This window comes from Humibacillus xanthopallidus (assembly GCF_006716675.1).
GTDB lineage: Bacteria > Actinomycetota > Actinomycetes > Actinomycetales > Dermatophilaceae > Humibacillus > Humibacillus xanthopallidus_B.
The window spans coordinates 546,654-572,079 of record NZ_VFPM01000001.1 but is presented as its reverse complement, the minus strand read 5'-3'; the positions used below and the strand labels follow the sequence as shown (position 1 = coordinate 572,079).

General features: G+C 73.0%; 25 protein-coding genes. 20 read left to right on the top strand and 5 right to left on the bottom strand.

All coding sequences use genetic code 11. The annotated features are described in order from the left end of the window. Positions 1 to 141 precede the first annotated feature (141 nt). Positions 142 to 1,188 carry a mycothiol conjugate amidase Mca gene (gene mca, locus FBY41_RS02415; RefSeq protein WP_185748854.1) on the top strand — a complete coding sequence of 349 codons (1,047 nt, stop codon included), beginning with the start codon at positions 142 to 144 and terminating at the stop codon, positions 1,186 to 1,188. Then, entirely contained in the window at positions 1,188 to 1,526 is a 339-nt protein-coding gene (locus FBY41_RS02410; RefSeq protein ID WP_141841819.1) for a hypothetical protein, read from the top strand. Before mca ends, FBY41_RS02410 begins: the two co-directional genes overlap by 1 nt. A gap of 77 nt (positions 1,527 to 1,603) precedes the next feature. On the opposite strand, the gene trhA is transcribed toward FBY41_RS02410, so the two are convergent. Beyond that, positions 1,604 to 2,344, bottom strand: coding sequence for a PAQR family membrane homeostasis protein TrhA (trhA, locus tag FBY41_RS02405; protein ID WP_141841818.1), 741 nt, complete (start codon positions 2,342 to 2,344; stop codon positions 1,604 to 1,606). Between the two features lie 248 nt (positions 2,345 to 2,592). Between trhA and FBY41_RS02400 the strand changes: the two genes are divergently transcribed. From FBY41_RS02400 to FBY41_RS02380, 6 genes are all read left to right on the top strand, one after another. After that, positions 2,593 to 3,354, top strand: coding sequence for an isoprenyl transferase (locus FBY41_RS02400; protein ID WP_141841817.1), 762 nt, complete (start codon positions 2,593 to 2,595; stop codon positions 3,352 to 3,354). A gap of 166 nt (positions 3,355 to 3,520) precedes the next feature. Beyond that, complete coding sequence (locus FBY41_RS02395; protein ID WP_141841816.1) at positions 3,521 to 4,477, top strand: WXG100 family type VII secretion target; 957 nt, start codon at positions 3,521 to 3,523, stop codon at positions 4,475 to 4,477. Positions 4,478 to 4,565: 88 nt separating this feature from the next. After that, positions 4,566 to 5,222, top strand: coding sequence for a hypothetical protein (locus FBY41_RS02390; protein ID WP_141841815.1), 657 nt, complete (start codon positions 4,566 to 4,568; stop codon positions 5,220 to 5,222). Further along, positions 5,219 to 5,758, top strand: a complete 540-nt coding sequence (locus FBY41_RS23250) for a hypothetical protein (protein WP_185748853.1) — start codon at positions 5,219 to 5,221, stop codon at positions 5,756 to 5,758. Before FBY41_RS02390 ends, FBY41_RS23250 begins: the two co-directional genes overlap by 4 nt. A 319-nt stretch (positions 5,759 to 6,077) precedes the next feature. Continuing rightward, positions 6,078 to 7,469, top strand: coding sequence for a PhoH family protein (locus FBY41_RS02385; RefSeq protein WP_260439514.1), 1,392 nt, complete (start codon positions 6,078 to 6,080; stop codon positions 7,467 to 7,469). Positions 7,470 to 7,916: 447 nt separating this feature from the next. Next, positions 7,917 to 8,717: an aggregation-promoting factor C-terminal-like domain-containing protein gene (locus FBY41_RS02380; RefSeq protein ID WP_260439513.1), complete on the top strand. Its 801-nt coding sequence runs from the start codon at positions 7,917 to 7,919 to the stop codon at positions 8,715 to 8,717. A gap of 44 nt (positions 8,718 to 8,761) precedes the next feature. On the opposite strand, the gene coaA is transcribed toward FBY41_RS02380, so the two are convergent. Further along, entirely contained in the window at positions 8,762 to 9,745 is a 984-nt protein-coding gene (coaA, locus tag FBY41_RS02375) for a type I pantothenate kinase (protein ID WP_375869852.1), read from the bottom strand. Between the two features lie 76 nt (positions 9,746 to 9,821). On the opposite strand from coaA, the gene glmS reads away from it, so the two are divergent. From glmS to tsaD, 9 genes are read left to right on the top strand one after another with little or no spacing between them, the layout of a single operon-like run. Continuing rightward, positions 9,822 to 11,681, top strand: a complete 1,860-nt coding sequence (gene glmS / locus FBY41_RS02370; RefSeq protein WP_141841812.1) for a glutamine--fructose-6-phosphate transaminase (isomerizing) — start codon at positions 9,822 to 9,824, stop codon at positions 11,679 to 11,681. Continuing rightward, positions 11,678 to 12,028, top strand: coding sequence for a holo-ACP synthase (locus tag FBY41_RS02365; protein WP_141841811.1), 351 nt, complete (start codon positions 11,678 to 11,680; stop codon positions 12,026 to 12,028). Before glmS ends, FBY41_RS02365 begins: the two co-directional genes overlap by 4 nt. Then, positions 12,028 to 13,536, top strand: a complete 1,509-nt coding sequence (locus tag FBY41_RS02360; RefSeq protein WP_141841810.1) for a bifunctional ADP-dependent NAD(P)H-hydrate dehydratase/NAD(P)H-hydrate epimerase — start codon at positions 12,028 to 12,030, stop codon at positions 13,534 to 13,536. The genes FBY41_RS02365 and FBY41_RS02360 overlap by 1 nt, the downstream gene beginning before the upstream one ends. Before the next feature lie 47 nt (positions 13,537 to 13,583). Continuing rightward, a complete protein-coding gene (gene alr / locus FBY41_RS02355; RefSeq protein ID WP_141841809.1) occupies positions 13,584 to 14,807 on the top strand; it encodes an alanine racemase in 1,224 nt (407 codons plus the stop codon). After that, the gene (locus FBY41_RS02350; protein WP_141841808.1) at positions 14,804 to 16,048 is read left to right on the top strand and encodes an alpha/beta fold hydrolase; all 1,245 of its coding nucleotides are present in this window, start codon (positions 14,804 to 14,806) and stop codon (positions 16,046 to 16,048) included. The genes alr and FBY41_RS02350 overlap by 4 nt, the downstream gene beginning before the upstream one ends. After that, the gene (gene tsaE, locus FBY41_RS02345) at positions 16,038 to 16,505 is read left to right on the top strand and encodes a tRNA (adenosine(37)-N6)-threonylcarbamoyltransferase complex ATPase subunit type 1 TsaE (protein ID WP_141841807.1); all 468 of its coding nucleotides are present in this window, start codon (positions 16,038 to 16,040) and stop codon (positions 16,503 to 16,505) included. The genes FBY41_RS02350 and tsaE overlap by 11 nt, the downstream gene beginning before the upstream one ends. Before the next feature lie 5 nt (positions 16,506 to 16,510). Continuing rightward, positions 16,511 to 17,224, top strand: coding sequence for a tRNA (adenosine(37)-N6)-threonylcarbamoyltransferase complex dimerization subunit type 1 TsaB (gene tsaB, locus FBY41_RS02340; protein ID WP_141841806.1), 714 nt, complete (start codon positions 16,511 to 16,513; stop codon positions 17,222 to 17,224). Beyond that, positions 17,221 to 17,685 carry a ribosomal protein S18-alanine N-acetyltransferase gene (gene rimI, locus FBY41_RS02335; RefSeq protein WP_141841805.1) on the top strand — a complete coding sequence of 155 codons (465 nt, stop codon included), beginning with the start codon at positions 17,221 to 17,223 and terminating at the stop codon, positions 17,683 to 17,685. The genes tsaB and rimI overlap by 4 nt, the downstream gene beginning before the upstream one ends. Beyond that, positions 17,682 to 18,728, top strand: coding sequence for a tRNA (adenosine(37)-N6)-threonylcarbamoyltransferase complex transferase subunit TsaD (tsaD, locus tag FBY41_RS02330; RefSeq protein WP_141841804.1), 1,047 nt, complete (start codon positions 17,682 to 17,684; stop codon positions 18,726 to 18,728). The genes rimI and tsaD overlap by 4 nt, the downstream gene beginning before the upstream one ends. 104 nt (positions 18,729 to 18,832) lie before the next feature. Here tsaD and FBY41_RS02325 read toward each other — a convergent pair whose 3' ends face one another. Both FBY41_RS02325 and FBY41_RS02320 read right to left on the bottom strand, forming a co-directional pair. Continuing rightward, the gene (locus FBY41_RS02325; protein WP_141841803.1) at positions 18,833 to 20,122 is read right to left on the bottom strand and encodes an ISL3 family transposase; all 1,290 of its coding nucleotides are present in this window, start codon (positions 20,120 to 20,122) and stop codon (positions 18,833 to 18,835) included. A 179-nt stretch (positions 20,123 to 20,301) separates the two neighbouring features. Further along, positions 20,302 to 21,585, bottom strand: coding sequence for a glycoside hydrolase family 3 N-terminal domain-containing protein (locus FBY41_RS02320; RefSeq protein ID WP_141841802.1), 1,284 nt, complete (start codon positions 21,583 to 21,585; stop codon positions 20,302 to 20,304). A gap of 82 nt (positions 21,586 to 21,667) precedes the next feature. On the opposite strand from FBY41_RS02320, the gene FBY41_RS02315 reads away from it, so the two are divergent. The 3 genes from FBY41_RS02315 (at position 21,668) to FBY41_RS02305 (ending at position 24,096) form a co-directional block, all read left to right on the top strand. Beyond that, positions 21,668 to 22,681: a nucleoside hydrolase gene (locus FBY41_RS02315; RefSeq protein ID WP_141841801.1), complete on the top strand. Its 1,014-nt coding sequence runs from the start codon at positions 21,668 to 21,670 to the stop codon at positions 22,679 to 22,681. Next, positions 22,681 to 23,514 carry a PfkB family carbohydrate kinase gene (locus FBY41_RS02310; RefSeq protein ID WP_141841800.1) on the top strand — a complete coding sequence of 278 codons (834 nt, stop codon included), beginning with the start codon at positions 22,681 to 22,683 and terminating at the stop codon, positions 23,512 to 23,514. Before FBY41_RS02315 ends, FBY41_RS02310 begins: the two co-directional genes overlap by 1 nt. 93 nt (positions 23,515 to 23,607) lie before the next feature. Beyond that, a complete protein-coding gene (locus FBY41_RS02305) occupies positions 23,608 to 24,096 on the top strand; it encodes an SRPBCC family protein (RefSeq protein WP_185748852.1) in 489 nt (162 codons plus the stop codon). Between the two features lie 89 nt (positions 24,097 to 24,185). On the opposite strand, the gene FBY41_RS02300 is transcribed toward FBY41_RS02305, so the two are convergent. Further along, positions 24,186 to 25,424 (bottom strand): THUMP-like domain-containing protein, encoded by a 1,239-nt coding sequence (locus FBY41_RS02300; RefSeq protein WP_141841798.1) that lies wholly within the window; start codon positions 25,422 to 25,424, stop codon positions 24,186 to 24,188. Positions 25,425 to 25,426 lie beyond the last annotated feature (2 nt).

Below are 25,426 nucleotides of genomic sequence, written 5' to 3'. Positions count from 1 at the left end.
GCCGGGAGTGAGAGGATGTCTGACGGGCCCAGTCTCCCCCATGGGGAGCGCGGCCCCTGCGCCGGGAGGCCACGAGCCCGCGGCGCCGGTCCCCGCGCATCCGGCACGAGACCACACGAGACCAGACGGACAGGGAGCCACGTGGCCCAGGGCATGCGGTTGATGGCGGTGCATGCGCACCCCGACGACGAGTCGAGCAAGGGCGCCGCGACGACGGCGAAGTACGTCGCCGAGGGCGCCGAGGTGATGGTCGTCTCGTGCACGGGCGGCGAGCGCGGCGACATCCTCAACGAGAAGCTGAAGCACGACGCGCACATCCTGCGTGACATCGCCCAGGTGCGTCGCGACGAGATGAAGGCCGCCCAGGAGGTGCTCGGCGTCGAGCACACCTGGCTGGGCTTCGTCGACTCCGGGCTGCCCGAGGGCGACCCGCTGCCCCCGCTGCCCGACGGCTGCTTCGCGCTCGAGGACATCGACGTCACGACCGAGGCGCTCGTGCGCGTCATCCGCAGCTGGCGCCCGCACGTCATGACGACCTACGACGAGAAGGGTGGCTACCCCCACCCCGACCACATCATGTGCCACACCGTCTCGATGGCGGCCTTCGAGGCGGCCGGCGACCCCACCCGCTACCCGCACGCGGGTGCGCCGTGGCAGCCGCTCAAGATCTACTACAACGGCGGGTGGTCCAAGCCGCGTCTCGAGGCGATCCACGACGCCATGCTCGCCGAGGGCCTCGACAGCCCGTATGCCGAGTGGCTGGCCAACTGGAAGCCGCGGCGTTCCGGCCGGGTGACGACGACGATCGCCTGCGCCGACCACTTCGAGACCCGTGACCGGGCGCTCATGGCGCACGCGACGCAGGTCGACCCCGACGGCTTCTGGTTCCAGGTGCCGCTCGAGATCCAGCAGCGCGTCTGGGGAGTCGAGGAGTACGAGGCGGCGGTGTCCTACGTGCCCGTGGCCGAGGGCGAGGACGACCTCTTCGCCGGGCTCGGCTCGCCCGCCGAGGCCGACGCGCTCGCGACCCGCGGTGATCTCGAGATCGCCTACGACGGCCGCGTCTCCGCCGAGCCGGAGCCCCAGGCGCCGGGAGCGCAGGGTGCGCCCCGTCTCGGGGGCGGCGACAGCTCCGACACGCACGTGGACGAGGACGAGGACGAGACGACAGTGAAGGCGGACGTCTGATGAATGGCGGAGGAAACCTGCCGGTCGGGCCGGGCATCTGGGGCTTCATCGCCTTCTTAGTGCTCGCCATCGCACTGTGGCTGCTCGTGCGCAACATGAACTCGCGGCTGCGGCGGATGGCCTACACCGACCGCGAGCGGGCCGAGGCCGCTGCCGCCGAGGCGGCAGCCCGTCGGGGCGAGCCCGAGGGCTCGACCTCGGGCTCGACCTCAGAGGCAGCGGACGCCCGCGAGGCGTCCGAAACCTCAGAGCCCGAGAGCTCAGCGTCGGAGACCTCAGCGCCCCAGGCGGCGCCGCGGGACCAGCCCGGCGAGGGCGGCTCGGCGACCCGGCCGTAAGGGCCGGACAGCGCCGTGGGAACCGGACGCCAAGGGCGTCGGGCACCCACCGCTCAGGAACGCTCAGGCGGGTCGGTTCAGCTGACGGCTTGGTAGCCGAGGATCGCGAGCGTGACGGCCGCGAAGTGGGTGAGGAACCCGCCGAGCGTGAAGGCGTGGAAGATCTCGTGGAAGCCGAACCACTTCGGCCACGGGTTAGGCCGCTTGACGCCGTAGATGATGCCGCCGGCGGTGTACATCAGGCCGCCGATCGCGATGAGCGAGCCGATGAGCGCGCCGCCGGTGCGCCAGAACGGCACGACGTAGAAGATCGCGGCCCAGCCGAGGGCGAGGTAGAGCGCGGTGTAGAGCCAGCGCGGAGCGCCCACCCAGAAGACGCGGAAGAGGACGCCCGCGATGGCGCCGCCCCAGATGACCGACAGCAGGAGCCGGGCCTGGTCGGCCGGGAGCAGCGTCACGGCGAACGGCGTGTAGGTGCCCGCGATGATGAGGTAGATGTTCGAGTGGTCCATCCGCTTGAGCAGCGTGCTCGCTCGCGGGCCCCACGTGCCCCGGTGGTAGATCGCGGAGACGCCGAAGAGGAGGGCGGCACTGATCGTGAAGACGATCGAGGCCGTGCGCACCGCGCCGGGCTCGGACAGCAGGATGAGGACGAGCCCGCCGATGACCGCGACGGGAAACATCACGAGGTGCAGCCACCCGCGCAGTCGCGGCTTGACGACCGCGACGAGCTCGGCGACGGCTCCGCCCGCTGCGCCTGCGCCGGCCGAGGACCTGCCCGATTCGGGGCTCTGGGGTTCGGTGCTCTCCTGGCTCATGGGGGCCAGCATAACCTACGACACCGTAAGTTACGGAAACGTAGGTTGGCCCTCGCCGGGTCTCCAGCACGCTCTCTCCAGGTCCTCAGCACTCTTTCGCCACGCGTCCTGCGCACTCCCGGCACGTGATTCGTCACCCCGCTGGCGGGCCGGGGCGTGGGGGGTACGGTGGGTCCGGCGACCCGCACGGGTCGCGCTCGCGGCCCGTGCGGCAGCGAGGGTCGTGCGCGACGAGAAGGAGGCCCCCTGTGGGGTGGCGCGACGTGGTCTACGGCGCATACGAACGCCGAGTCCTCAAGGACCTTCCCCGGGAGTCGCTCCCACGGCACGTGGCCGTGATGCTCGACGGCAACCGGCGCTGGGCCCGCGCGAGGGGCCACGGCACGGCGAGCGGTCACCAGGCCGGCGCCGACAAGATCGAGGAGCTGCTCGGCTGGTGCAGCGAAGCGGGAGTCGAGTACGTCACGCTGTGGCTGCTCTCGACCGACAACCTGCACCGCCCGGCTGAGGAGCTCGACCCGCTGCTGGGCATCATCGAGACCGCCGTCGCCGATCTCGCCGACAGTGGTCGCTGGCGCCTGCAGATCGTCGGTGCCCTCGACCTCCTGCCGCCCGCCACCGCCGAGAGCCTGCGCGCCTCCGCCGCCCGCACCCAGGGTGTCGACGGCCTCACGGTCAACGTCGCCGTGGGCTACGGCGGCCGACGTGAGATCGCCGACGCCGTGCGCGACCTGCTCCTCGAGCGGGCCGCCGCCGGGGAGAGCACCGAGCAGATCGCGGAGGCCCTCACGGCCGACGACATCGCCGAGCACCTCTACACCAAGGGACAGCCCGACCCCGACCTCGTCATCCGCACGTCGGGGGAGCAGCGCCTCGGTGGCTTCCTGCTCTGGCAGAGCGCGACGTCGGAGTTCTACTTCTGCGAGGCCTACTGGCCCGACTTCCGTCACGTCGACTTCCTCCGTGCCCTGCGGGCGTATGCCGGCCGGCACCGTCGCTTCGGCACCTGACCACCACGCCTGACCGCGGCGCCTGACCACCACGCCGGACCACTACGCCTGACCGACCGCGGCGCCCCACCGCACCTGACCTCCGCGCCGGGTGGGGAGTGCTCCCCATCGCGCCCGTCCCCGGGTCCCCGTAGGTTGCTCGGGACGACCACACCAGGGGAGAGCGATGGCCATCTACAAGAAGGGCGCCGACCCGGTCGCGCTGCGCTCGGCAGCCGACCGCCTCACGGCACACGCCCGCGACTGCGACACCGTGCGCGGTGAGGCGGCTCGCGCCATCGGCGCGCTCAGGGGCAGCTGGGGCGGTCGCGACCTCGACCACCTCATGAGTCGCTGGCCGCCCGTCGAGGCCCAGCTCACGGCCTTCGGCAGCGACCTCGAGAGCCTGGCGCAGGCGCTGCGCCGCAACGCCGGCGCCCAGGACGCGACGAGCGGCAGCGGCGCCGTTGGAGTGCCCATGGGACCGGTCGCACCCGTCGGGCCCTCCCCGGTGGGGCCCGGCGCCGGTGCGGGAAGCGCCAACGCGGCCGACCACGCGATTCTCGACGGTCTGGCCGACGGGATGACGGTGGTCGGGCTGCCCAGCCTGCTCGGCGCCACGGCAGGTGTCCTCGCCACCTACAGCCGCGCCGACGGCTGGCTGCGCAGCGGTCGCTACCTCTCCGCCGTCACCGACCTCGCCCGGGTCGGCGACCCGATGTTCGACCTGCTGCCCACGGCCTCGAAGTTCGGGGGCACGGCCAACCTCGTCGCCGACGTGTGGGACATGAAGGGCCTCTCGGGGATCTTCGCGGAGGGCAGCCGTGCCGGGACGCTCGTGGGCAAGTACGGCGTGCTCGGCCCCATCGGCATCGGGATCAGCGGTGCCCAGCTCGCGACCTCGATCGTCGAGGGCGACACCCGCGGCATCATCGAGAACGGTCTCGGCACCGGCCTCGCCGTGGGCGCGGTCTTCGCCCCGCCGCCCATCAACGTCGCCTGCGGCATCGCCGGCCTGGGGCTCGCCGCCTACCAGAACATCCCCGCCGTGCACGACGCCGTCGACGCGGTCGGCGAGGGCATCGCCGACGTCGCCGAGGGCATCGGCGACGCGGCGGCCGACGCCTGGAACAGCATCTTCTGACCTTCCGGGCCCCCGGCGCCGCGGTGCCGGTCCGGCGCCCGGGCAGGATGGACCGGAGCACAGCGACCCCACGAAGGAGCACCCACCCATGGCCACTGACCCGCTCGCCGGATCGGAGCTGGCGCGTGTCCCCCTGCCCGACAACGTCTACGGCTTCGGCTGGGCCGAGATCCGCTACCTGCTGGGGCGCCACTCGACCGACAGCTCGGTGATGACGCGCACCTCGCTCGGCTTCGACGCCGCGCCCGACGACGAGGTCCTCGTCGCAGCGGCCGTGGCCTCGCTCCTCGCTCGCGGCCTCGCCGCCGCGGAGGGTGACCGGGCCGTCAGCCGTGGGGAGGCCGCCGTGCTCGAGACCGTCTTCGCCGGAGCGAAGCGGTGGACCGGCATCAGCTTCCGCGACGGCACCGAGGGCGACCTCATGGTCGTGCTCGAGGACGGCGGGATCATCGCGATGCTCCAGCCGCGCAGCCTCGGCACGTGGTTCGTCGGCCTCACCGACGAGGTCGACCAGCCGGCGGCGGTGCTCGCGCGAGCGATCGAGGCCATGCACGAGGTGCGCGGCGGCGCGGGGCGCTTCGGCGTCGAGACGCGCACGCTCGAGGGCGCCGTCGGCACGCGGTTCTTCACCCCCGCCGGTGACGGCTGGTCGGTGTCGGACACCGCCGACGGTCCGGCTCGTGCGCTGGGCGACGGGGGGCTCGCCGGTGAGCTCGCCGCCCTCCTGCCGGAGGGCTCCGCATGACGACCCCCGGGCCGGCGCCCGTCGGCCGCCCCACCGACCCGCCGCCGTATGCGTGGCTCGACGACCCCGCCCAGCCCTTCGGTCCCGTCGGCGTCGGCACGACGCTCACGATGGGCTCCTTCGTCACGGGCCTCGGCCTGCTCGGGGTCGGCTACGGCATCTTCGGCGGTGCCGACGCCCGCGTCGCACGGCTCGTCGTCGGGGTGGCCTTCGTCGTGCTCGGCGCGGTCATCCTCCGGATGGGCCTCGCTCGGCAGGCCTGGCGCGCCCGCAACCCCGGCATCGACCCGCTGGAGGCGGCCGTGACCTCGGGCGCCAACGTCGGCTCGGCGCTCGGCGACGACTCCGCCACCGGGCGCATCGGCCGCTGGATCCTCGCCGGGGTGTGCGCGGCCGTCGTGCTCGTCTGCGTGCTCGCGCTGACGAGGATCGGCTCGGGCCAGTCCGAGGGCGGCGTCGGCGCCATCGTCCTCGTCGTGCTTCTCGGCGCCCTCGCCGGCACGGTGGGCGTGCTCACCCTGCGTCGCGCGAAGTGATGGTCTGATCCGGGCCGGCCGTGCGGCATACGGCCGCGGGGTGGTGCGTCGCCCCGGGCCGGCGGCACGCTGACACGGTGGCCGTCGTGTTAAAGGCTTGTGAACACTCGCGCGACACGAGCGCGAGATGCATCCCGACGGCGCGCCGGAGTCGTACCGTCGAGGCAGTGACGGACACCCGTCCGGCACTGCCAGGAGGCCCACCGATGGAGCAATCGCTTCGCACGGAGGGCCGGGCACGACGCCACCCTCCGGTGGCCGCCCGGCACCTCGGGAGCGACTAGGCGCGTGCTGAGCGTGCGCGCCGCTAGGAGTGGGAATGGCTACGAAGAGCTCGGCCCCGGCCGACACCGCCACGTCGACCGCCACCTCGAGCACGACGACCCGCACGCGCAGCGGCGCCAGCCCGGACCCCGGTCCGGCACGCAAGACCTACGTGCTCGACACGTCGGTGCTCCTGTCGGACCCCAAGGCGATGACCCGCTTCGCGGAGCACGAGGTCGTGCTGCCCGTCGTCGTCGTGACGGAGCTGGAGGGCAAGCGACACCACCCCGAGCTCGGCTACTTCGCCCGGCAGGCCCTGCGCCTGCTCGACGACCTGCGCGTCAGCGAGGGGCGCCTCGACCGGCCCGTCGCCGTCGGTGACGCCGGCGGTAGCCTGCGCGTCGAGCTCAACCACACCGACCCCTCGTCGCTCCCCGCCGGATTCCGGCTCGGCGACAACGACACGCGCATCCTCTCCGTCGCGAGGAACCTCGCCAACGAGGGCTGCGACGTGACGATCGTGTCCAAGGACCTGCCGATGCGGGTCAAGGCGTCGGCGTGCGGCCTCGAGGCCGAGGAGTACCGCCACGAGCAGGGCGTCGACTCCGGCTGGACCGGCATCCAGGAGCTGGAGGTCACGACCGACGAGCTCGACCAGCTCTATGAGCGGGGCCGCGTCGAGCACGAGGGCGCCGCCGAGCTGCCCTGTCACACCGGTCTGGTCCTGCTCTCGCCGCGGGGAAGCGGTCTGGGGCGGGTCGGCGCCGACAAGCAGATCCGGCTGGTGCGCGGCGACCGTGACGCGTTCGGACTGCACGGCCGCAGCGCCGAGCAGCGCATCGCGCTCGACCTGCTCCTCGACCCCGACGTCGGCATCGTCAGCCTCGGCGGACGCGCGGGCACCGGGAAGTCGGCCCTCGCCTTGTGCGCCGGGCTCGAGTCGGTCATGGAGCGTCGGGCCCAGCGCAAGGTGCTCGTCTTCCGGCCGCTCTTCGCCGTGGGAGGTCAGGAGCTCGGATACCTGCCCGGCACCGAGGCCGAGAAGATGAACCCCTGGGGCCAGGCGGTCTTCGACACGCTGAGCGCCCTCGTGTCGAGCGAGGTCGTCGACGAGGTGATGGACCGGGGCCTGCTCGAGGTGCTCCCGCTGACGCACATCCGTGGCCGGTCGCTGCACGACGCCTTCGTGATCGTCGACGAGGCGCAGTCGCTCGAGCGCAACGTGCTGCTCACCGTGCTGAGCCGCATCGGCCAGAACTCCAAGGTCGTGCTCACCCACGATGTCGCTCAGCGCGACAACCTGCGGGTGGGCCGGCACGACGGCGTCGCGGCGGTCATCGAGAAGCTCAAGGGGCATCCGCTCTTCGCCCACGTGACGCTCACCCGGAGCGAGCGCAGCCCCATCGCTGCCCTCGTGACCGACCTGCTCGAGGGCATCGAACCATGACCTGAACCGCGTCTCCGTCGCCGGCCCCGCCCCACGCCAACCGTGATAAAAGGTTGGACACGATTTGCGACCGTGTGGGGTGGGCTGGCACCGTGGGGCCCTGACGCCGACGTCGAGCCGGGCTCGCCCATGCGTGCCCGGTCCCCTCCACCCCGCCGGACGCCGCCACCCGCTGCCGATCGTGAGCAGCGGGCGGTATGCCGTCCGCCCGACGCCCGCAGGAAGGTGTGACTCCGCTTCGTGGCTCGATACCAAGGACGACACCGCTCGGCCCCACCGGCCAGCACCCCGTCCGCGACCCCTCCCGCCACATCGCTGTCACCCTCGGCGTCCCACCGCAGTGACACGCGCCCCTCGCGGCGATCGGCCGCCACTGCGCAGGAGACCCTGCCGGCCGCCCGGTCGTCCCGCACCGCCGCCCGGGAGCCGAGCCAGGCCACCGTGCCGGTGCCGACCGCCCGCGTCGCCGCTCGAGCGTCTGCCCTCAACGACACGCTGAGCGCCGCCTCGCACGCCCGCGCCGCCACGGAGAGCCGTCGAGCACGGCACGCCCGCCCCGAGGCCAAGCCCCGCCGCCGCCTCGGTCGCCCGGTGCTCGCGAGCGCCCTCACCCTGGGCCTCGTCGGCTCGGGCATCGCCTACGCCAAGGCCAACAACCTCATCGGCGCCGACCCGGCTGCCTTCGTCGTCGGCTCCGGCGTCGTCGCCCAGACCGACGAGTTGGCCCGGGCGAGCACCGTCGACCTCACCTACCGCGCGGCGGCATCGGTGTCGCGCAACGAGCGTCGCACGGCGATCGCAGCGTCCGGCGCCCGCGACGCCAAGGAGCTCGAGGCGAAGCAGAAGGTCGAGGCCGCCCGCAAGGCCAAGGAGGCCCGGGCTGCCGCCGAGCGCGCCGAGCGCGAGAAGGCCCGCAAGACGGCCATCGCGAACGCGAAGAGCAACCCGAAGGCCGCCGCCCGCGTCCTCATGGTCGACCAGGGCTGGACGAGCGACGCGCAGTACAACTGCCTCGTCAACCTCTGGACCGGAGAGAGCGACTGGCGCTGGTGGGCCGAGAACCCCAGCTCGGGTGCCTACGGCATCCCGCAGTCGCTGCCGGCACGGAAGATGGCCACGATGGGTGCCGACTACCGCACCAACCCGCTGACGCAGATCAAGTGGGGCCTCTGGTACATCAAGATGTCCTACGGCAACCCCTGCAACGCCTGGTCCACGTGGCAGGCTCGCTCACCGCACTGGTACTGAGCCGCGGAGCTCCGGGCCGACCGCGGGCGTGAGACTCCGTTCGTCTAGATCTTGCGCAGCCGCACCCGGGTGACCTCGTGGTTCTCGCCCTTGGAGAGCACGAGGGTCGCCCGCGACCGGGTCGGCAGGATGTTCTCGACGAGGTTGGGGCCGTTGATCTCGCGCCAGATGCGGTTGGCGGTGGCGACGGCCTCGTCGTCGGACAGCACGGCATACCGGTGGAAGTAGGAGTTGGGGTCCGAGAAGGCCGTCTGCCGCAGGCGCAGGAAGCGTTCGACGTACCACGTGCGCACGTCGTCGACCCACGCGTCGACGTAGACGGAGAAGTCGAAGAAGTCGCTCACGGCCAGGCCTGACCCGCGCACCGGGTGCACCTGCGGGGCCTGGAGGACGTTGAGCCCCTCGACGATGAGCACGTCGGGGCGGCGCACGACGATGCGCTCGCCGGGGACGATGTCGTAGGTGAGGTGGGAGTAGACCGGCGCGCTCACCTCTTCGCGGCCCGACTTGATCTCGGCGACGAAGCGCAACAGCGCACGGCGGTCATAGGACTCGGGGAATCCCTTGCGCTGCAACAGTCCCCGGCTCTCGAGCTCGGAGTTGGGGAAGAGGAAGCCGTCGGTCGTCACGAGGGCCACCCGTGGCGTGTCGGGCCAGCGGGCGAGCATCTCGCGCAGGATGCGCGCCGTCGTCGACTTGCCGACGGCGACCGAGCCGGCCACGCCGATGACGAAGGGGGTCGGGGCCGGGCGCTCGCCGAGGAAGTCGCTCGTCACGGCATGCAGCTGCCGGGTGGCCCCGACGTAGAAGTTGAGCAGGCGCGAGAGCGGCAGGTAGACCTCCTCGACCTCGCGCAGGTCGATGCGGTCGCCGAGGCCGCGCAGCCGGGCGAGGTCGGCGTCGTCGAGGTTGAGCGGGTGGTTCTCGCGCAGCCGCGACCACGCCGCCCGGTCGAACTCGACGTAGGGGGACGGTAGGCCGGGGGAGGTCCGGTTCATCCCGCTCACAGGCTGCGCCACGTGCGCCATTGTGTCGGACGCTCGGGGCGGCGGGGGAGTTGGGCGGGGCCCGTGGACGGTCGACCGGTCCCCTAGTCTGGTCGCCATGTGCGGAATTGTGGGCTACGTCGGCCGCTCGAACGACAGCACGGCGCTCGAGGTCGTCATGGAGGGCCTCGCCCGTCTCGAGTACCGCGGCTACGACTCGGCCGGCGTCGCGCTCGTCGACGGCGACCACGTCGAGACCCGCAAGAAGTCGGGCAAGCTCGCCAACCTCACGGCCGAGCTCGAGGCCCACCCGCTCGCGGGCTCGACGACGGCGATCGGGCACACCCGGTGGGCGACGCACGGCGGCCCCACCGACGCCAACGCCCACCCGCACCGCGGTGGCCGCGACGGCAAGCTCGCGCTCATCCACAACGGCATCATCGAGAACTTCCACGCGTTGCGGCAGGGGCTGCTCGCCGACGGCGTCGAGTTCTCCAGCGAGACCGACACCGAGGTCGTCGCGCACCTCGTCGCCGCGGCATACGACGAGCGGGGCGACCTCACCGAGGCGATGCGAGCGGTCGTGGCCGACCTGGAGGGCGCCTTCACCCTCCTCGCGATCCACGCCGACCAGCCCGGTGTCGTCGTCGGCGCCCGGCGCAACAGCCCGCTCGTCGTCGGGCTCGGCGACGACGCCAACTACCTCGGCTCCGACGTCGCGGCGTTCATCGGCTACACCCGGCACGCGCTCGAGCTCGCCCAGGACCAGATCGTCACCATCACTCCCGACGGGGCGACCGTCATCAACTTCGACGGCACGCCCGCCGAGGGCACGGCCTACGAGGTGACGTGGGACGCCGCGGCCGCCGAGAAGGGCGGCTACGCGACCTTCATGGAGAAGGAGATCCACGACCAGCCGCACGCGGTCGCCGACACGCTGCTCGGCCGCACCGACGCGAGCGGGCGCCTCGTCCTCGACGAGCTGCGCATCTCGGAGGAGCAGCTGGAGGCCGTCGACCGCATCACGATCGTCGCCTGCGGCACGGCGGCGTATGCCGGCATGGTCGCGAAGTACGCCATCGAGCACTGGACGCGCATCCCCGTCGAGGTCGCCCTCGCCCACGAGTTCCGCTATTGCGACCCCATCGTCAGCGAGCGCACGCTCGTCGTGTCGATCAGCCAGTCCGGCGAGACGATGGACACGCTCATGGCGGTCAAGCACGCGAGGTCGCTCGGCGCCCTGACGATCTCGGTGTGCAACACCCACGGCTCGACGATCCCGCGCGAGTCCGATGCCGTGCTCTACACGCATGCCGGGCCGGAGATCGCGGTCGCCTCGACCAAGGCCTTCCTCGCCCAGATCACCGCGTGCTACGTCCTCGGGCTCTACCTCGCGCAGCTGCGCGGCGGGTCCTTCGCCGACGACGCGCAGTCGGTCATGAAGGAGCTCGGCGAGGTGCCGGCCAAGATCGAGACCCTGCTCGGCCGGATGGACCGGGTCAAGGAGATCGCCCGCTTCATGGCCGACACGCGCGCGGTGCTCTTCCTCGGCCGTCACGTCGGCTACCCGATCGCGCTCGAGGGTGCCCTCAAGCTCAAGGAGCTCGCCTACATCCACGCGGAGGGCTTCGCGGCCGGTGAGCTGAAGCACGGCCCGATCGCGCTCATCGAGCCCGGACAGCCCGTCTTCGTCATCGTGCCGTCCCCGACCGCCGAGCACGGCCTGCACGGCAAGGTCGTCTCCAACATCCAGGAGATCCGGGCCCGAGGCGCCCGGACCCTCGTCATCGCGGAGGAGGGCGACGAGTCGGTGGTCCCCTTCGCCGACGAGGTGATCTCGGTGCCCGCGACGTCGCAGCTGCTCGCCCCGCTGCTGACGGTCGTGCCCCTGCAGGTCTTCGCGCTCTGGCTCTCGACGGCCAAGGGTCTCGACGTCGACCAGCCGCGCAACCTCGCGAAGTCGGTCACGGTCGAGTGATCATCGGGGTCGGGATCGACGTCGTCGACATCGAGCGCTTCGAGCAGACGCTCGAGCGCACGCCTGCCCTGCGCGAGCGGCTCTTCACCGTGGAGGAGCGCGGTCTCGGCATCGCCTCCCTCGCGGCCCGCTTCGCCGCCAAGGAGGCGCTCGCGAAGTCTCTCGGCGCGCCGGCCGGCATGCACTGGACGGACGCGCGGGTCGTCACCAACGGCGACGGCAAGCCCTCGCTGGAGATCGGCGGCACCGTGCTCGCGCGGGCCAACGACCTCGGGGTGGACTCGCTGCACGTCTCCTTGTCGCACGACGCGGGTGTCGCGTCGGCAGTCGTCATCGCGGAGGGCTGATGATCCGGGCACATTCGGTCGAGACGGTGCGCGCCGCCGAGGCGCAGGCCATGGCGGGCCTGCCCGAGGGTGAGCTCATGCAGCGTGCCGCAGGGGGGCTGGCCGAGGTCGCCGCAGCGCGCCTCGAGGACTCCGAGGGCAGCACCGTCGTCGGGCTCGTCGGCTCGGGCGACAACGGCGGTGACACGCTGTATGCCGTCGCCGAGCTCGCCGACGCGGGCTACGCCTGCGCGGTGGTGGTGCTCGCAGACGGCGGTCGCGACGCCCTCCGGCAGGAGGCGCTCGAGACGGCGGAAGACGCCGGCACCATCGTGCACGTCGCCGCCGACGACGAGGAGGCGGCCACGCAGGTCGTCGCCGAGGCCGACCTCGTGCTCGACGGCATCGTCGGCATCGGCGGACGGCCCGGGCTGCAGCCACGCGCAGCCCGGCTCGTCGATGCCATCGACGACGACGCCTGGGTCATCGCCGTCGATGTCGCGAGCGGGCTCGACCCCTCCGGCGAGACCGGCGAGGACGACGCCGTGTGGGCCGACGAGACCGTGACCTTCTCGACCGCGAAGCCGGCTCACCTGCTTCCCGCGGGCGAGGCCGCGACCGGGCGGCTGACCGTCGTCGACATCGGCCTCGACCTCTCCGAGGCGGTCGCGGCGGTCGAGCGGCTCGACTACGACGACGTCGCCCTGCTCTGGCCGGTGCCGGGCGCCGGCGACGACAAGTACTCCCGCGGTGTCCTCGGGGTCGTGGCCGGCAGCGAGGCCTACCCCGGGGCCGCCGTGCTGACGACGACGGCCGCCGCCGAGGCCGGCGTCGGCATGCTCCGCTACGTCGGGTCGCCCACCCCCGTCGGGCTGGTCCACGCCGCCGTGCCGGAGGCCGTCATCGGCACCGGACAGGTGCAGGCCTGGGCCGTCGGTCCGGGCCTGCCCGCTGAGGAGCCCGAGCCGTCTGGTCACTCGCAGCTCGCTGCCGCTCGGGTGGCGCTCGCCAGCGACCTGCCGGTCGTCGTCGACGCCGGTGGCCTCGAGCTCGTCGACGGCCCGCGCCCGGCGCCGACGGTGCTCACGCCGCACGCGGGCGAGCTCGCGCGGCTCCTGACCCGGCTCGGGCAGGGTTCCGCCGGGTCGGCACCCGAGGTCACGACCGACGACGTCGGGGCCGACCCCCTCGCCCACGCACGGCGCCTCGCCGACCTCACCGGCGCGACCGTGCTGCTCAAGGGCGCCACCACGCTCGTCGTCACGCCCGGGCACCCCGTGCGCTCGCAGGCCGACGCGCCGCCCTGGCTCGCCACGGCGGGGGCCGGCGACGTGCTCACCGGCGTCATCGGGGCCCTGCTCGCGGCCGGCCTCGAGCCGCACGACGCCGCCTCGCTCGGTGCCCTCGTGCACGGTGTCGCGGCAGACCGGGTCTCCGGCGGGGGCCCGCTGCGGGCGCTGGCGGTGGCACACGGCATACGGCCGACGGTGCGCGACCTCCTCGCCCGAGGGCGCACGGCGCCCGTGTGAGCCGGTCCGCGGCCCGAGCACCCCTGCGCAACTGAGAGAATTGAGCCGTGAACGACCCTGCCCCCTCCCGACTCCGTGACGCTGCCGTCGCTGCCCCTGCTGCCGACCCCACGGAGGGGCTGACCGTGTGGGCCGAGATCGACCACGCCGCGATCGCGCACAACGTGCGGGTGCTGCGCGAGCGGGCGCCGCAGTCGGACGTCATGGCCGTCGTCAAGGCCGACGCCTACGGGCACGGGCTGCTGCCCGTCGCGCGCACGGCCGTCGCTGCCGGGGCGAGCTGGCTCGGGGTGGCACAGTTCGGGGAGGCGTTCGCCCTGCGCGACGCGGGGCTGACGACGCCGCTGCTCACCTGGCTGTCGGTGCCGGGCGCCGACTTCGCCGGGGTCGTGCGCCGGGACATCGACCTCTCGGCGTCGGCTCCCTGGGTGCTCGACGAGATCGCCGCTGCGGCCCGAGCCGAGGGCCGCACGGCCCGGGTCCACCTCAAGGTCGACACCGGTCTCGGCCGCGGAGGGGCCTTCGGCGCGGCGTGGGACGACCTCGTGCGCCACGTGCGCCCGCTCGAGGCCGAGGGCGCCGTGCGCGTCGTCGGCATCTGGCAGCACTTCGCCCATGCCGACGCCCCCGAGCACCCGACCGTCCTCGCGCAGCAGGAGCGCTTCTTCGAGGCCGTCGCGATCGCGGAGCGGGCCGGCTGCCGCCCCGAGGTGCGTCACCTCGCCAACAGCGCCGCGACGCTCGTGCACCCCTCGGCGCACGCCGACCTCGTGCGGCCCGGCATCGCGATGTACGGCCTCACCCCGGTGCCGCAGGTCGACGACGACTTCGGGCTGCGACCGGCGATGACGGTGCGCGCCCGCCTGGCGCTCGTCAAGCGGCTGCCCGCCGGTCAGGGCATCAGCTACGGACACGCCTACGTCACCGACGCCGACACCGTCGTCGGGCTCATCCCGGCCGGGTATGCCGACGGCATCCCGCGCAACGCGACGAACGTCGGGCCGCTCCTCGCCGACGGCCGTCGCACGGCGATCGCCGGGCGGGTCTGCATGGACCAGGTCGTGGTCGACCTCGGCCCGACGTCGACCGCCGGCGCAGGCGATGTCGTCACCCTCTTCGGTGGCGCTCCGGGCGAGCCGACGGCGCAGGACTGGGCTGACGCGACCGACACCATCAGCTACGAGATCGTCACCCGGCTCGGCCCGCGCGTGCCGCGCCTGCACCTGCGCGCTGAGGGCGCTGACGGCGCCGAGGGCGCTGAGGGCGCATGAGCCCGCGTCGCAACCCCGTCCTCGGCATCGCCGCGGCCACGCTCGGCGTCGCCGCGGGTGTCGCCGCGGGCATCGCGGCCGACCGGGCCGGCCGGCACCGCGCCGCGATGGCCGCGCTCGAGACGCCCGAGCTGCTCGACATCGTGCCCGACGAGGAGCACGTCGTGCTGACGGCCGACGGAGTGGCCCTGCACTGCGAGGTCGACGTGCCCGACGCTCAGGCGGCGGCCGCTGCCGCCGAGGGTGCAACGCGCCGAGGGCGGCCCGAGGAGCTGCCGACGGTCGTCCTCACGCACGGCTACTGCCTCAGCCTCCGCTGCTGGGTCTACCAGCGCCGGGCGCTCAAGGCCGCCGGCTACCGGGTCGTCAGCTGGGACCAGCGTGGCCACGGGCAGTCGGGCCGCGGAGGCCGCGACACCTACACGATCGACCGGCTCGGCGAGGACCTCCGCACGGTCATCGACCAGCTCGTGCCGACCGGCGACCTCGTGCTCGTCGGCCACTCGATGGGTGGCATGACGATGCTCGCCCTCGGCGAGCGGCACCCCGACCTCGTCCTCGAGCGGGTGGCCGGTGCAGCCTTCGTCGCGACGAGCGCAGGTGGCCTCAGCCTCGCCAACGGCGGCCGGGTCGCCACGCTGGGGCGCCACGCCCTCGACCGGCTGGGGCCACCGGTGCTCGGCCCTCTGAGCACGCGCCCCGAGCTCTTCGGCCGCCTGCGCCGGGTGGGTCGCGACGTCGAGGACTTCCTCGTCGAGCAGAACTCCTTCGCCTCACCCGTGCCGCGGTCGGTCGTGCGCTACACGGCCGACATCCTGCTCGGCACCCCGCTCGACGTCATCAACGACTACCTGCACTCCTTCGACGGCTTCGACAAGCGGCCGGCGCTGCTCGAGTTCCGCCATGCGCTGACGCTGGTCTTCAACGGCCGCGAGGACATCCTCACGCCGCCGTCGCACAGCGAGCTCATCGTCGAGGGCATCCCCGGCGCCGAGCACGTCGTCGTCAACAACGCGGGGCACGTCATCATGCTCGAGCACCCCGACCTGCTCAACGCCCACCTCGTGCAGCTCATCGACCAGGCCGCCCGTGCGCGCGCCGCGCGCATCGACCTCTCGCGCCAGCCGCGCGTGCGCCGCGTCGTCACCGACGTCGCGAAGGGTCGCCGGCAGCGCCGCCTCGAGCGCGAGGCCGAGGAGCTGCTGCGCAAGCGACGCGGAGACGCCTCTCGTGGAGCGTGACTTCCGCTGGCAGACCCTCGAGGACACCGAGCAGTTCGGCCGCGCCCTCGGGGCGCTGCTGCACGGCGGTGACCTGCTCGTCCTCACCGGTGACCTCGGGGCGGGCAAGACGACCCTGACGCAGTCGATCGCCGAGGGGCTCGGCGTGCGCGGGCCGATCACGTCGCCGACCTTCGTCATCGCCCGGGTGCACCCATCGCTCGTCGGCGGCCCGGCACTCGTGCACGTCGACGCCTACCGCCTCGGCAGTGCCATCGAGCTCGACGACCTCGACCTCGACGCTGATCTCGACGCGAGCGTCATCGTCGTCGAGTGGGGAGCGGGTCTCGCGGAGCAGCTGAGCGACACCCGCCTCGAGCTGACGATCTCCGGCGACGTCGAGCGCACGGCGCACGCGGTCGCCGTCGGCTCCCGCTTCGAGCACGTGCTGGCCGACCTCCCGCCTTCGGTAGCCTGACCGACGTGCTCCTGCTCGCGATCGACACCTCGACGACGGCGATCACCACGGCCCTGCACGACGGGTCCTCGGTCGTCGCGGAGGTGACGACCCTCGACGCGCGGGCGCATGCCGAGCACCTGGCGCCGGGCGTCCGGGCCGCGCTGGCGCAGGCCGGCGCATCCGCGACGGACGTCACCGACGTCGTCGTCGGCATCGGCCCGGGCCCCTTCACCGGGCTGCGCGTCGGAATCGTCACCGGCCGCACCTTCGCCTTCGCGCTCGGCCTGCCGGTGCGTGGCCTCACGAGCCTCGACGCGCTGGCCCACGAGGCCTGGCTCAGTGGGCGCCGGGGCGACCTCCTCGTCGCTACCGACGCCCGCCGCAAGGAGGTGTATGCCGCCACCTACGTCCTAGAAGACTCCGCCGCCACGCGCGTGGCCGGGCCGCTCGTCTCGCGGGCGGCCGACCTCGAGCCGGAGATCCAGCGTTTGCCCGCGGCCGGCCGGGGTGCCCTTCTCTATGCCGACAGCCTGCCCCTCGCGGTCGGCCCCCTCGACGTCAGCGGGGGAGCGCTTGCCGACCTGGCCGCGCGCCGGCTCGCCGTGGCACCCGCTCATCCGGACGGCATACGGCAGCAGGTGGAGCCCGGTGGCGGCTTCGACGGACTCGAGCCGCTCTACCTCCGCCGGCCCGACGCGGCGCCCGCGCCGCCGAGCACGAAGTCGACGCTGGGGTGAGTGACGTGACCCTGCGCGAGCTCGAGTGGACCGACCTCGCGAGCCTCGCCGCGATGGAGAGAGAGCTCTTCGCCGACGACGCGTGGTCGGAGCAGACCTGGTGGGCCGAGCTCGCCGGACGCCCGCGCCGCGACTACGTCGTCGCCGTCGCCGACGACGCCGTCGTGGGGTATGCCGGTCTCGACGTCTCGGGTGACGTGGCCGACGTCATGACCGTGGCGACGTCGCCGACCCACCAGCGCAAGGGAATCGGACGGTTGCTGCTCGACGACCTCGTGCACCGCGCCGCCTCGCGGGGGTGCGAGGCGCTGATCCTCGAGGTGCGAGCCGACAACGACGCGGCGCGAAATCTCTATGAGCGCAACGGTTTCGAGGTCATCTCGGTGCGCCGCCGCTACTACCAGCCCGGTGACGTCGACGCGCTCGTCATGCGCCGGCTGCTGACGGAGGGAGACCGATGAGCGACGAGCCACTGGTGCTCGGCATCGAGACGTCGTGCGACGAGACCGGCGTCGGGATCGTCCGCGGCGAGACGCTCCTCGTCGACACGGTCGCGAGCAGCGTCGAGGAGCACGCCCGCTTCGGCGGTGTCGTGCCCGAGGTCGCGAGCCGAGCGCACCTCGAGGCGATGGTGCCGACGATCGAGCGGGCCTGTCGCGACGCCGGCGTCGCGCTGCGCGACCTCGATGCGATCGCTGTGACGTCGGGGCCGGGTCTCGCGGGTGCCCTCCTCGTCGGGGTCGCGTCGGCGAAGGCACTGGCCGTGGCCCTCGACAAGCCGATCTACGGCGTCAACCACCTCGCCTCGCACGTCGCCGTCGACATCGTCGAGCACGGCCCGCTGCCCGAGCCGACCATGGCGATGCTCGTCTCCGGTGGTCACTCGTCACTCCTTCTCGTGCCTGACATCACCAACGACGTGCGCTCCCTCGGCGCGACCATGGACGACGCGGCCGGCGAGGCCTTCGACAAGGTCGCCCGCGTGCTGGGCCTGCCGTTCCCCGGAGGTCCGCACATCGATCGCGCTGCGAGAGAAGGGAATCGGATCGCCATCGACTTTCCTCGCGGCCTGACGATGGGGCGTGACCTCGAGCGGCACCGCTTCGACTTCTCGTTCTCCGGGCTCAAGACGGCGGTCGCCCGCTGGGTCGAGACGAGGCACCGGGCGGGGGAGAGCGTTCCGGTGGCCGACGTCGCTGCGTCGTTCCAGGAGGCGGTCGTCGACGTGCTGACCCGCAAGGCCCTGCTCGCCTGCAAGGAGCACGAGGTCGAGCACCTGCTCATCGGCGGCGGCGTGGCGGCGAACTCACGACTGCGTGCGTTGGCCCAGGAGCGGTGCGACATGGCGGGGGTGACGCTGCGCGTGCCGCGCCCGGGGCTGTGCACCGACAACGGCGCCATGGTGGCGGCGCTCGGCGCGCAGATGGTCGCCAAGGGGCGCGAGCCGAGCGACCTCGGTCTGCCGACGGACTCGTCGATGCCAGTCACGCTCGTCCAGTCCTGATCGGTCAGTCCCGTCGGGTGCCCGCTGGGCGCTCGCGGCGTGGAGCGTCGGCGCCCGTCCCAGCCTTCGCAGCTCTCCGCATTTGAGCGGGGCGGGTGCTGATTTCATGCTGCTGGTCTCTGCCCTCGGGTGAGGGCGATGTGGACCATGATGCGCCTTCTGTAGTTGTCCATGTTGGTGAACCCGCATCCGACACGCTTGGTCTGCTTGATGATCCGGTTGAAGCCCTCGGTGCGGGCGTTGGTGACGTCCTCGGTGAGCGCGACGAGCACGGCCGGCCACCACGTGTCGATCGTGGTCGCGAGCCGGGTGGTCTCCTCCATGTCGGCGCGGGCTGCGGCGTCGTAGAAGTCGTACAGGCGGCGCCGGATGAGATGCGGTTCGTGTTCGGCCAGCAGCATGCGGAGGCGTTCCTTGACGGCGTGCGCGGCGGCGATCTCGTTGGTCGGGTCCTCGGCGGCGAGGGCTGCCTGGAACCGGGCCCGCTGCTTGGGTGAGAGGTGTTCGTAGCCGGTCAGCAGCAGCTGCCGGCTGGCCCACACCTTGTCGGTGGCCACCCCTCGACGGCCGTGCAGCTGCCGGGTGATCCGCTGCCTCACCTGGGTGACCATCAGGTTCGCGAGGGCGACGAGGTGCCACTTGTCGACCGCGATCCGCGCGTCTGGGAGCGCGGTGCGGATCCCGGCCGCGTACGGCGCCGAGGGGTCGATCACGACCAGCTCGACCCCGGACCGGAACGCCGGCGTCTGTAGCGCGAGCCACTCGGTCACGCACGCGCCGGAGCGACCCGGGGTCAGGCCGAGCAGCCGCCCGGGGGCGGTGGGGTCGGCGTTCACGAAGCTGGTCATCCACGGGTCCGACCGTTTCCAGCCGGCCTCCTGCAGCACCCAGCGCACCGAGCGGGCGCGGGTCTCGTCGATCCCGAGGACCCGGGTCGGTTCCGGCTCCGGGAGCCACCGGTTCGCCATCGTGATGAGCGCCCGGTGCGCGGTCGACCACGCCACTCCGTACTCGCCGGCGACCTCGCTGACCGCACGGTTGCCCGACGCGATCGCCGAGCCGATCTTCTCCCGCAAGCGGGTGGTGAGCCTCGCCCGCGCCGGTACCGCGGTGGACTGCTGCGTGAACGTCACTGTTGCACAATGGACTTCGGGGCACACCAGGCGCCGCTTGAGCCACCACAGCTCGGTCCGCTGGCCCGAGGCGGGCAGGTCCTTGACCCGGACCAGCGGCCGTTCCTTGACCCTCGAGGTGGGCACTCCGCAGCCGGGGCAGGCGCCCTCCGGGTCGATGACCTCGATGACGATCTTCACCGTGTCCGGGTCGACTCGGCTCAGCTGCAGGACGGCGAACTCGTCCTCCAGCCCGAGCAGCACTGACGTACCCTCGTTCATGCTCGTGGCCTCGCTGTTGTCGCGTTGTGAGAGACCAACAGCATGTCGGGGCCACGAGCCCCGTCAACTACCGGGCGCCCCGCTCAAGTACGAAGAGCCGCCTTCGCTGGCTGCCGTATGCCGTGGGCGCCGCCGATGCCGCTCCCGACCACCCGGCGCTCGACTGGGACGGCGCCGGGTCAGGGGCAGGTGGCCAGCTTCATGCGGAGCTTGAGGTCGACGACGCGGGTGGCGGCGGCCCTGACCTTCGCCGCGAAGGCTGGGTCAGCCTTCATCGTGGTCGTGAGGGCGTCGTGCATCGTCGGGATCGTCGACGGTGGGGCGCTGAGGACGATGTCGCCGCCGGCATCGACGAAGCGGGTCGCGCGCGCGCCGACCGGGATCGCGGAGACAGCCTTCGCGGCGCCGACGTCGTCGGTGATGACGACGCCTGAGTAGCCGAGGCGGCCGCGGAGCAGGTCGGTGACGATGGCCTTCGAGAAGGCGGCGTTGGTGCCGGGGTCGAGCTTGCTGTAGATCGCCGACCCGACCATGACGAGATCGACGCCCGACGCGATGCCGGCCGCGAAGGGCTCGAGGTAGGGGTCGTCAGCGGTCGTGCGGGAGTCGGTGATGCCGCGGGCGGTGACGTCGGTGTTGCCGACGATGCGTCCGATGCCGGGGAAGTGCTTCACCGTGGACGCGACCCCGCCGGCACGCATACCGGCGACGAAGGCGGGCACCATCGTGGCGACGCGCTCCGGATCGCTCGAGAACTGCCGTCCGTACCTGCCGATCGGCCCGTTCGCCGTGCCCAGGGACGCGGGGACGGTGTCGGCGACCGGGGCGAGGTTGACGTTGATACCGGCCGTCTTGAGCTGCCGGCCCCACCGCGTCGCGTCGTCCTCGAGGTCGGCCGCGCTGCCCCTGCCCTGCACCCGGGCAGACGGGATGGTGCTGAAGCCGGTGCCCTTGAGCTGCTGCACGGCCCCGCCCTCCTGGTCGGCGGCGATGAGCAGGCCGAGCCCGGCGGTGGCCTTCGGCGAGGCGAGACCCTCGAGGTGGCGCGTGGTGCTGCGCACGCCGGTCGTGCCCTCTGCCCACCCGCCGAGCAGGATGACCCCGCCGAGGTGCCGACGCGCCACGAGGCGGTCGAGGCTCGTGCGCGAGGCGCCGTCGTCGAGGCCGACCATGAGCAGCTGCCCCGCCTGCTCGGCAGGATCGAGACCCTCCACGATGCGGGCGGCGCACGACGCCGGTGTGGCCGGCGTCGTCGTCGTGGCGCTGGGCGTCGGGGTGGCCGTCGTCGCCGCGGCACTCGTGGGAGCCGCTGTGCTCGTCGTCGCGCTCGCGGCACTCGTCGTGGCCGGCGCCGCACCGGTCGTGCCTGCATCGGTCGCGCTGCCCGACGAGCACGCCGCGACGAGCGAGGTGAGGAGGAGCGCCACGGGTAGGACGGCGCGGGACGGCATACGGCTGGGCATCGCCCGACCCTAACCCGCGGCGCCCGACGCGATGGAACCGCCGCAGGCTGCTGCGGTCGGTGCGGGAGGGTAGTTTGCCGAGGTGACGAGCACCGCGCCCACCGCCCACACCTCCCGGCCGATCCCGATCGTGCTCGACGTCGACACCGGCGTCGACGACGCGTGCGCGATCCTCCTCGCGGCGCTGCACCCCGACCTCGACCTGCGCGCCGTGTCGTGCGTCGGTGGCAACGCCCCCGTCGACGATGTCGTGCGCAACACGCTCGTCGCGCTCCGGGCAGCTGGCCGCACCGACGTGCCGGTCGCCCGAGGTGCCGCCCGGCCACTGCTCGAGCACCCCGTCGACGCGCGACACGTCCACGGTGACGACGGCATGGGCGACCTCGGTTGGCCCGCTGCCGACCTGCGTCCCGACCCCCGCCACGCCGTCGAGCTCCTCCGTGACGTATGCCGGGCGGCGGCTGCCGAGGGCCGTGCCGTCACGCTCGTGCCCCTCGCGCCACTGACGAACATCGCGCTCCTGCTCCGCACGTATCCCGAAGCGGCAGAGGGCATCTCCGAGATCGTCTTCATGGGCGGCGCGGCCGACGTCGGCAACGCGACGGCCTCGGCGGAGTTCAACGTCTTCCACGACCCCGAGGCCGCCGCGATCGCGCTCGACGCCGCGGCAGACCTCGGCATCCCGGTGACGATGTACGGCCTCGACGTCTTCTACGAGCCGGTCATCACCCGCGAGGAGGCCGTCGAGCTCGTCGCGGTCGGCGGCCGTGGGGCGGCCGAGCTCGGCGGGCGGCTCATGCAGTTCCAGCACCAGCGCTTCGCCCGGGACGCCTCCACGATCGGCGACGCCGGGGCGGTGTGCGCCGTCCTCGACCGGGCCTCCATGACGACCGAGCTGTTGCCGTTGCGCGTCGAGCTCGCCGGCACGTGGTCGCGCGGCCGCACCATCGTCGACCGCCGCGACTGGAGCGGTGACATGAAGCACGACCCGCACGGCGAGGCCCCCCTGCGCGTGCACGTCGCGCTCAAGGTCGACAGTGCTGCCTATGCCCAGCTCTGGCGAGACACCCTCCTCGGCCGGCTGGGGGAGTCCTGATGGGTCGCGTCGTCGTGCTCGGCTCCCTCAACGTCGACGTCGTCACCCTCGTCGAGCGGCACCCGCACCCCGGCGAGACCGTCCTCGGGCGAGCCGGCGGCCGCTTCGCCGGAGGCAAGGGCGGCAACCAGGCGGCGGCCGCGGCCCGGGCCGCGACGGGTGAGGTGCAGATGCTCGCCCGCGTCGGCGCCGACGAGGCAGGGGCCGCATACGTCGAACGCCTCCGGTCGCTCGGCGTCGACGCCTCGTCCGTGTCGAGCAGCCCCACCGCCCCGACGGGCACGGCCCTCATCACGGTCGACGACGAGGGCGAGAACTCGATCATCGTCATCGCCGGCGCCAACGGGGAGCGTGACCGGTCTCTCGTCGAGGAGGCCGGCCGGCTCGGGTCCGGTGACGTGCTGCTCTGCTCGCTCGAGGTCGACCTCGCAACGGTCGCCGACGCCGCGCGAGCTGCCCACGCGGCCGGTGCCCGCGTCGTCATCAACCTCGCCCCGTATGCCGCCCTGCCGCCCGACGTCATCGCGCTCGCCGACCCCGTCGTCGTCAACGAGACCGAGATGGCCCTGCTCGCCGACTCCGACCTGCTGCCGGAGTCGCTGCTCGTGACCTTCGGCGCAGCGGGGGCGCGGTGGGGCACCCACGGCGTCGACGGCATACCCGTGGCGTCGCGCGACCTCGGTGACACGGTCGGTGCCGGTGACGCCTTCTGCGGCGCTCTGGCCGCTGCCCTCGCGAGCGGGGCCGACCGGCAGACGGCGCTGGAGGCAGCGAACGCCGCCGGGGCGGCGGCCGTGCGCTGGGTCGGCGCCCAGCCCGACGCCGCGCTCTGACCCTCCCTTGAGTACCTTGTCCGCTACGTAACCGTGATGTTACCTTCGAGGCGTCCGCACGCGACCGCGGGCGGACGACTCGAAGGAGCGGTGATGAGCGAGCTGACCGAGGTGCTGGGCCGGATCGAGCGCGACGGCGAGGCGGTGGCGGCGGTCTTCGAGCGGCACTACGCGACGTCGCCCGACGACCTCTGGCAGGCGTGCACCGACCCCGTGCGGCTGGCCCGGTGGTTCGCCCCCGTGACCGGCGACCTGCGGCCGGGTGGCCACTTCACCATCCACTTCGACGACGCCGACACGCCGGTCTGCCGTGTGGTCTCGTGCGCGGCGCCCACGGTGCTCGTCTGGGAGTGGCCGGTCCGCGACGCGCCGACCCTCGTCACCGTGGAGGTGCACCCCGACGGGGCCGGCTCCCGTCTGACGCTCCGCCACGAGGGGCTCCCGGCCCCACAGGCCCCGGGGTATGCCGCCGGGTGGGACACCTACGTCCGCTCGCTCGGTGCCCACCTCGACGGCAGCACTGCGCCCGACTGGGACGCGACCTGGAGCGCGTTGCACGCGAAGTACTCCGCCACCTCCTGATCGCCGGCTCGCGTCGATGTATCCGCGAGGGCCCTGGCCCGCGCAGATACACCGACCCGCGAGTTGGCGATCCGGAGATGGCGGGGGCTCTAGGCGGCGGAGACGACGAGGGCGACCTGGCCGCCGCCGATGCGGGTCAGCACGAGGGTCGCCTCGGAGCCACCCTTGCCGCGACCGGTCATCTTGAGCTGGCGCCGCAGCACGTCGGCGTCGAGGGTGACGCCCCGTTTCTTGATCGTCACGCGGTCATGGCCCTGGTCGCGCAGCCACCGGGCCAGGCGCTTCGTCGACAGCGGCATCGCCTCGACGATCCGGTAGCGCCTCGCCCACGGCAGCTCGTGGGCGCCGGACGCGGTGACGTAGCCGACCCCCGTCGCGAGCTCGGCGCCGTCGACGGCCGCGACGAGCGCGCCGGTCAGGCCGGCCCGGATGACGGCGCGGTCGGGCTCGTAGAGCCACTCGCCGAGGTCGTGCACCGAGGCGAGCCCCGGGTGGTCGAGCGCGGGGCGGGCGTCGGCCTGGGTGACGACCGACGTCGACGTCGCCGTGCACACCGCCGCGGTGCGCCCCACCGTCGTGACGAGCGGCCCCCACCACACGGCGCACTCGAGCACCTCGCCGTGCCACGACGTCCACTGCGCCTCGGTGCCGGCGGGCACGGCGCCGTGGGGCATCGAGGGGGAGAGCTTCGCACCCGTCGCCGGCACCTGCTGGGCGACGTGCTGCACGTGGTCCCACGACGGCGAGATGGCGTCGAGCGAGAAGACCCGCTTCGTGCGGCCACGCGCGTCGGCGACCCCGCTGACCCGGCGAGCAGGGTCGAGCCAGGCACCGGCGCCGCTGCCACGGGCACCGGTGAGGTCGACGTCCTCGGCTCGCTCGCACGAGACCCTGGCCGAGGGCCAGTGACGCAGGTTGACGGCTGCCACCCGGGACGTCGCGAGATCGGCGTCGACGGCGTCCACCGGGATCTCGAGCGAGCTGAGGGCCATCGCGTCGGAGCCCAGCCCGCACCCGAGGTCGTGGACGAGCGAGACCCCGGCTGCGGCATACCGCTGCGCGTGGCGGGCGGCGATGGGCAGCCGGGTGGCCTGCTCGAGACCGTCGGGGGTGAAGAGCATGCCCGCGGCGAAGTCGCCGAACTTCTCGACGGCCCGCGCGCGCAGGCGCGACTGGGTCATCGCCGCGGCGACGAGCTCGGCGTCGAAGCCGGCGCCGCGCAGGCTCTCCTGGAGCGAGAGCGAGGTGGCCTCGTCGTAGGGCGGCAGGGCCGACAGCAGTGCCCAGCCCTCACCGCGCGAGAGGCGATCGACGAGGGCGGCGTCCATGA

What these genes read in the sequence shown, in the direction of transcription:
- trhA (WP_141841818.1), bottom strand. Translation starts at nt 2,344, where the DNA reads ATGAGCCAGGAGAGCACCGAACCCCAGAGCCCCGAATCGGGCAGGTCC.
- FBY41_RS23250 (WP_185748853.1), top strand. Translation starts at nt 5,219, where the DNA reads ATGACGACCCCCGGGCCGGCGCCCGTCGGCCGCCCCACCGACCCGCCG.
- FBY41_RS02300 (WP_141841798.1), bottom strand. Translation starts at nt 25,424, where the DNA reads ATGGACGCCGCCCTCGTCGATCGCCTCTCGCGCGGTGAGGGCTGGGCA.
- FBY41_RS02360 (WP_141841810.1), top strand. Translation starts at nt 12,028, where the DNA reads ATGATCCGGGCACATTCGGTCGAGACGGTGCGCGCCGCCGAGGCGCAG.
- glmS (WP_141841812.1), top strand. Translation starts at nt 9,822, where the DNA reads ATGTGCGGAATTGTGGGCTACGTCGGCCGCTCGAACGACAGCACGGCG.
- FBY41_RS02350 (WP_141841808.1), top strand. Translation starts at nt 14,804, where the DNA reads ATGAGCCCGCGTCGCAACCCCGTCCTCGGCATCGCCGCGGCCACGCTC.
- FBY41_RS02310 (WP_141841800.1), top strand. Translation starts at nt 22,681, where the DNA reads ATGGGTCGCGTCGTCGTGCTCGGCTCCCTCAACGTCGACGTCGTCACC.
- FBY41_RS02390 (WP_141841815.1), top strand. Translation starts at nt 4,566, where the DNA reads ATGGCCACTGACCCGCTCGCCGGATCGGAGCTGGCGCGTGTCCCCCTG.
- FBY41_RS02410 (WP_141841819.1), top strand. Translation starts at nt 1,188, where the DNA reads ATGAATGGCGGAGGAAACCTGCCGGTCGGGCCGGGCATCTGGGGCTTC.
- tsaD (WP_141841804.1), top strand. Translation starts at nt 17,682, where the DNA reads ATGAGCGACGAGCCACTGGTGCTCGGCATCGAGACGTCGTGCGACGAG.
- FBY41_RS02320 (WP_141841802.1), bottom strand. Translation starts at nt 21,585, where the DNA reads ATGCCCAGCCGTATGCCGTCCCGCGCCGTCCTACCCGTGGCGCTCCTC.
- coaA (WP_375869852.1), bottom strand. Translation starts at nt 9,745, where the DNA reads ATGGCGCACGTGGCGCAGCCTGTGAGCGGGATGAACCGGACCTCCCCC.
- FBY41_RS02325 (WP_141841803.1), bottom strand. Translation starts at nt 20,122, where the DNA reads ATGAACGAGGGTACGTCAGTGCTGCTCGGGCTGGAGGACGAGTTCGCC.
- FBY41_RS02395 (WP_141841816.1), top strand. Translation starts at nt 3,521, where the DNA reads ATGGCCATCTACAAGAAGGGCGCCGACCCGGTCGCGCTGCGCTCGGCA.
- FBY41_RS02305 (WP_185748852.1), top strand. Translation starts at nt 23,608, where the DNA reads ATGAGCGAGCTGACCGAGGTGCTGGGCCGGATCGAGCGCGACGGCGAG.
- FBY41_RS02385 (WP_260439514.1), top strand. Translation starts at nt 6,078, where the DNA reads ATGGCTACGAAGAGCTCGGCCCCGGCCGACACCGCCACGTCGACCGCC.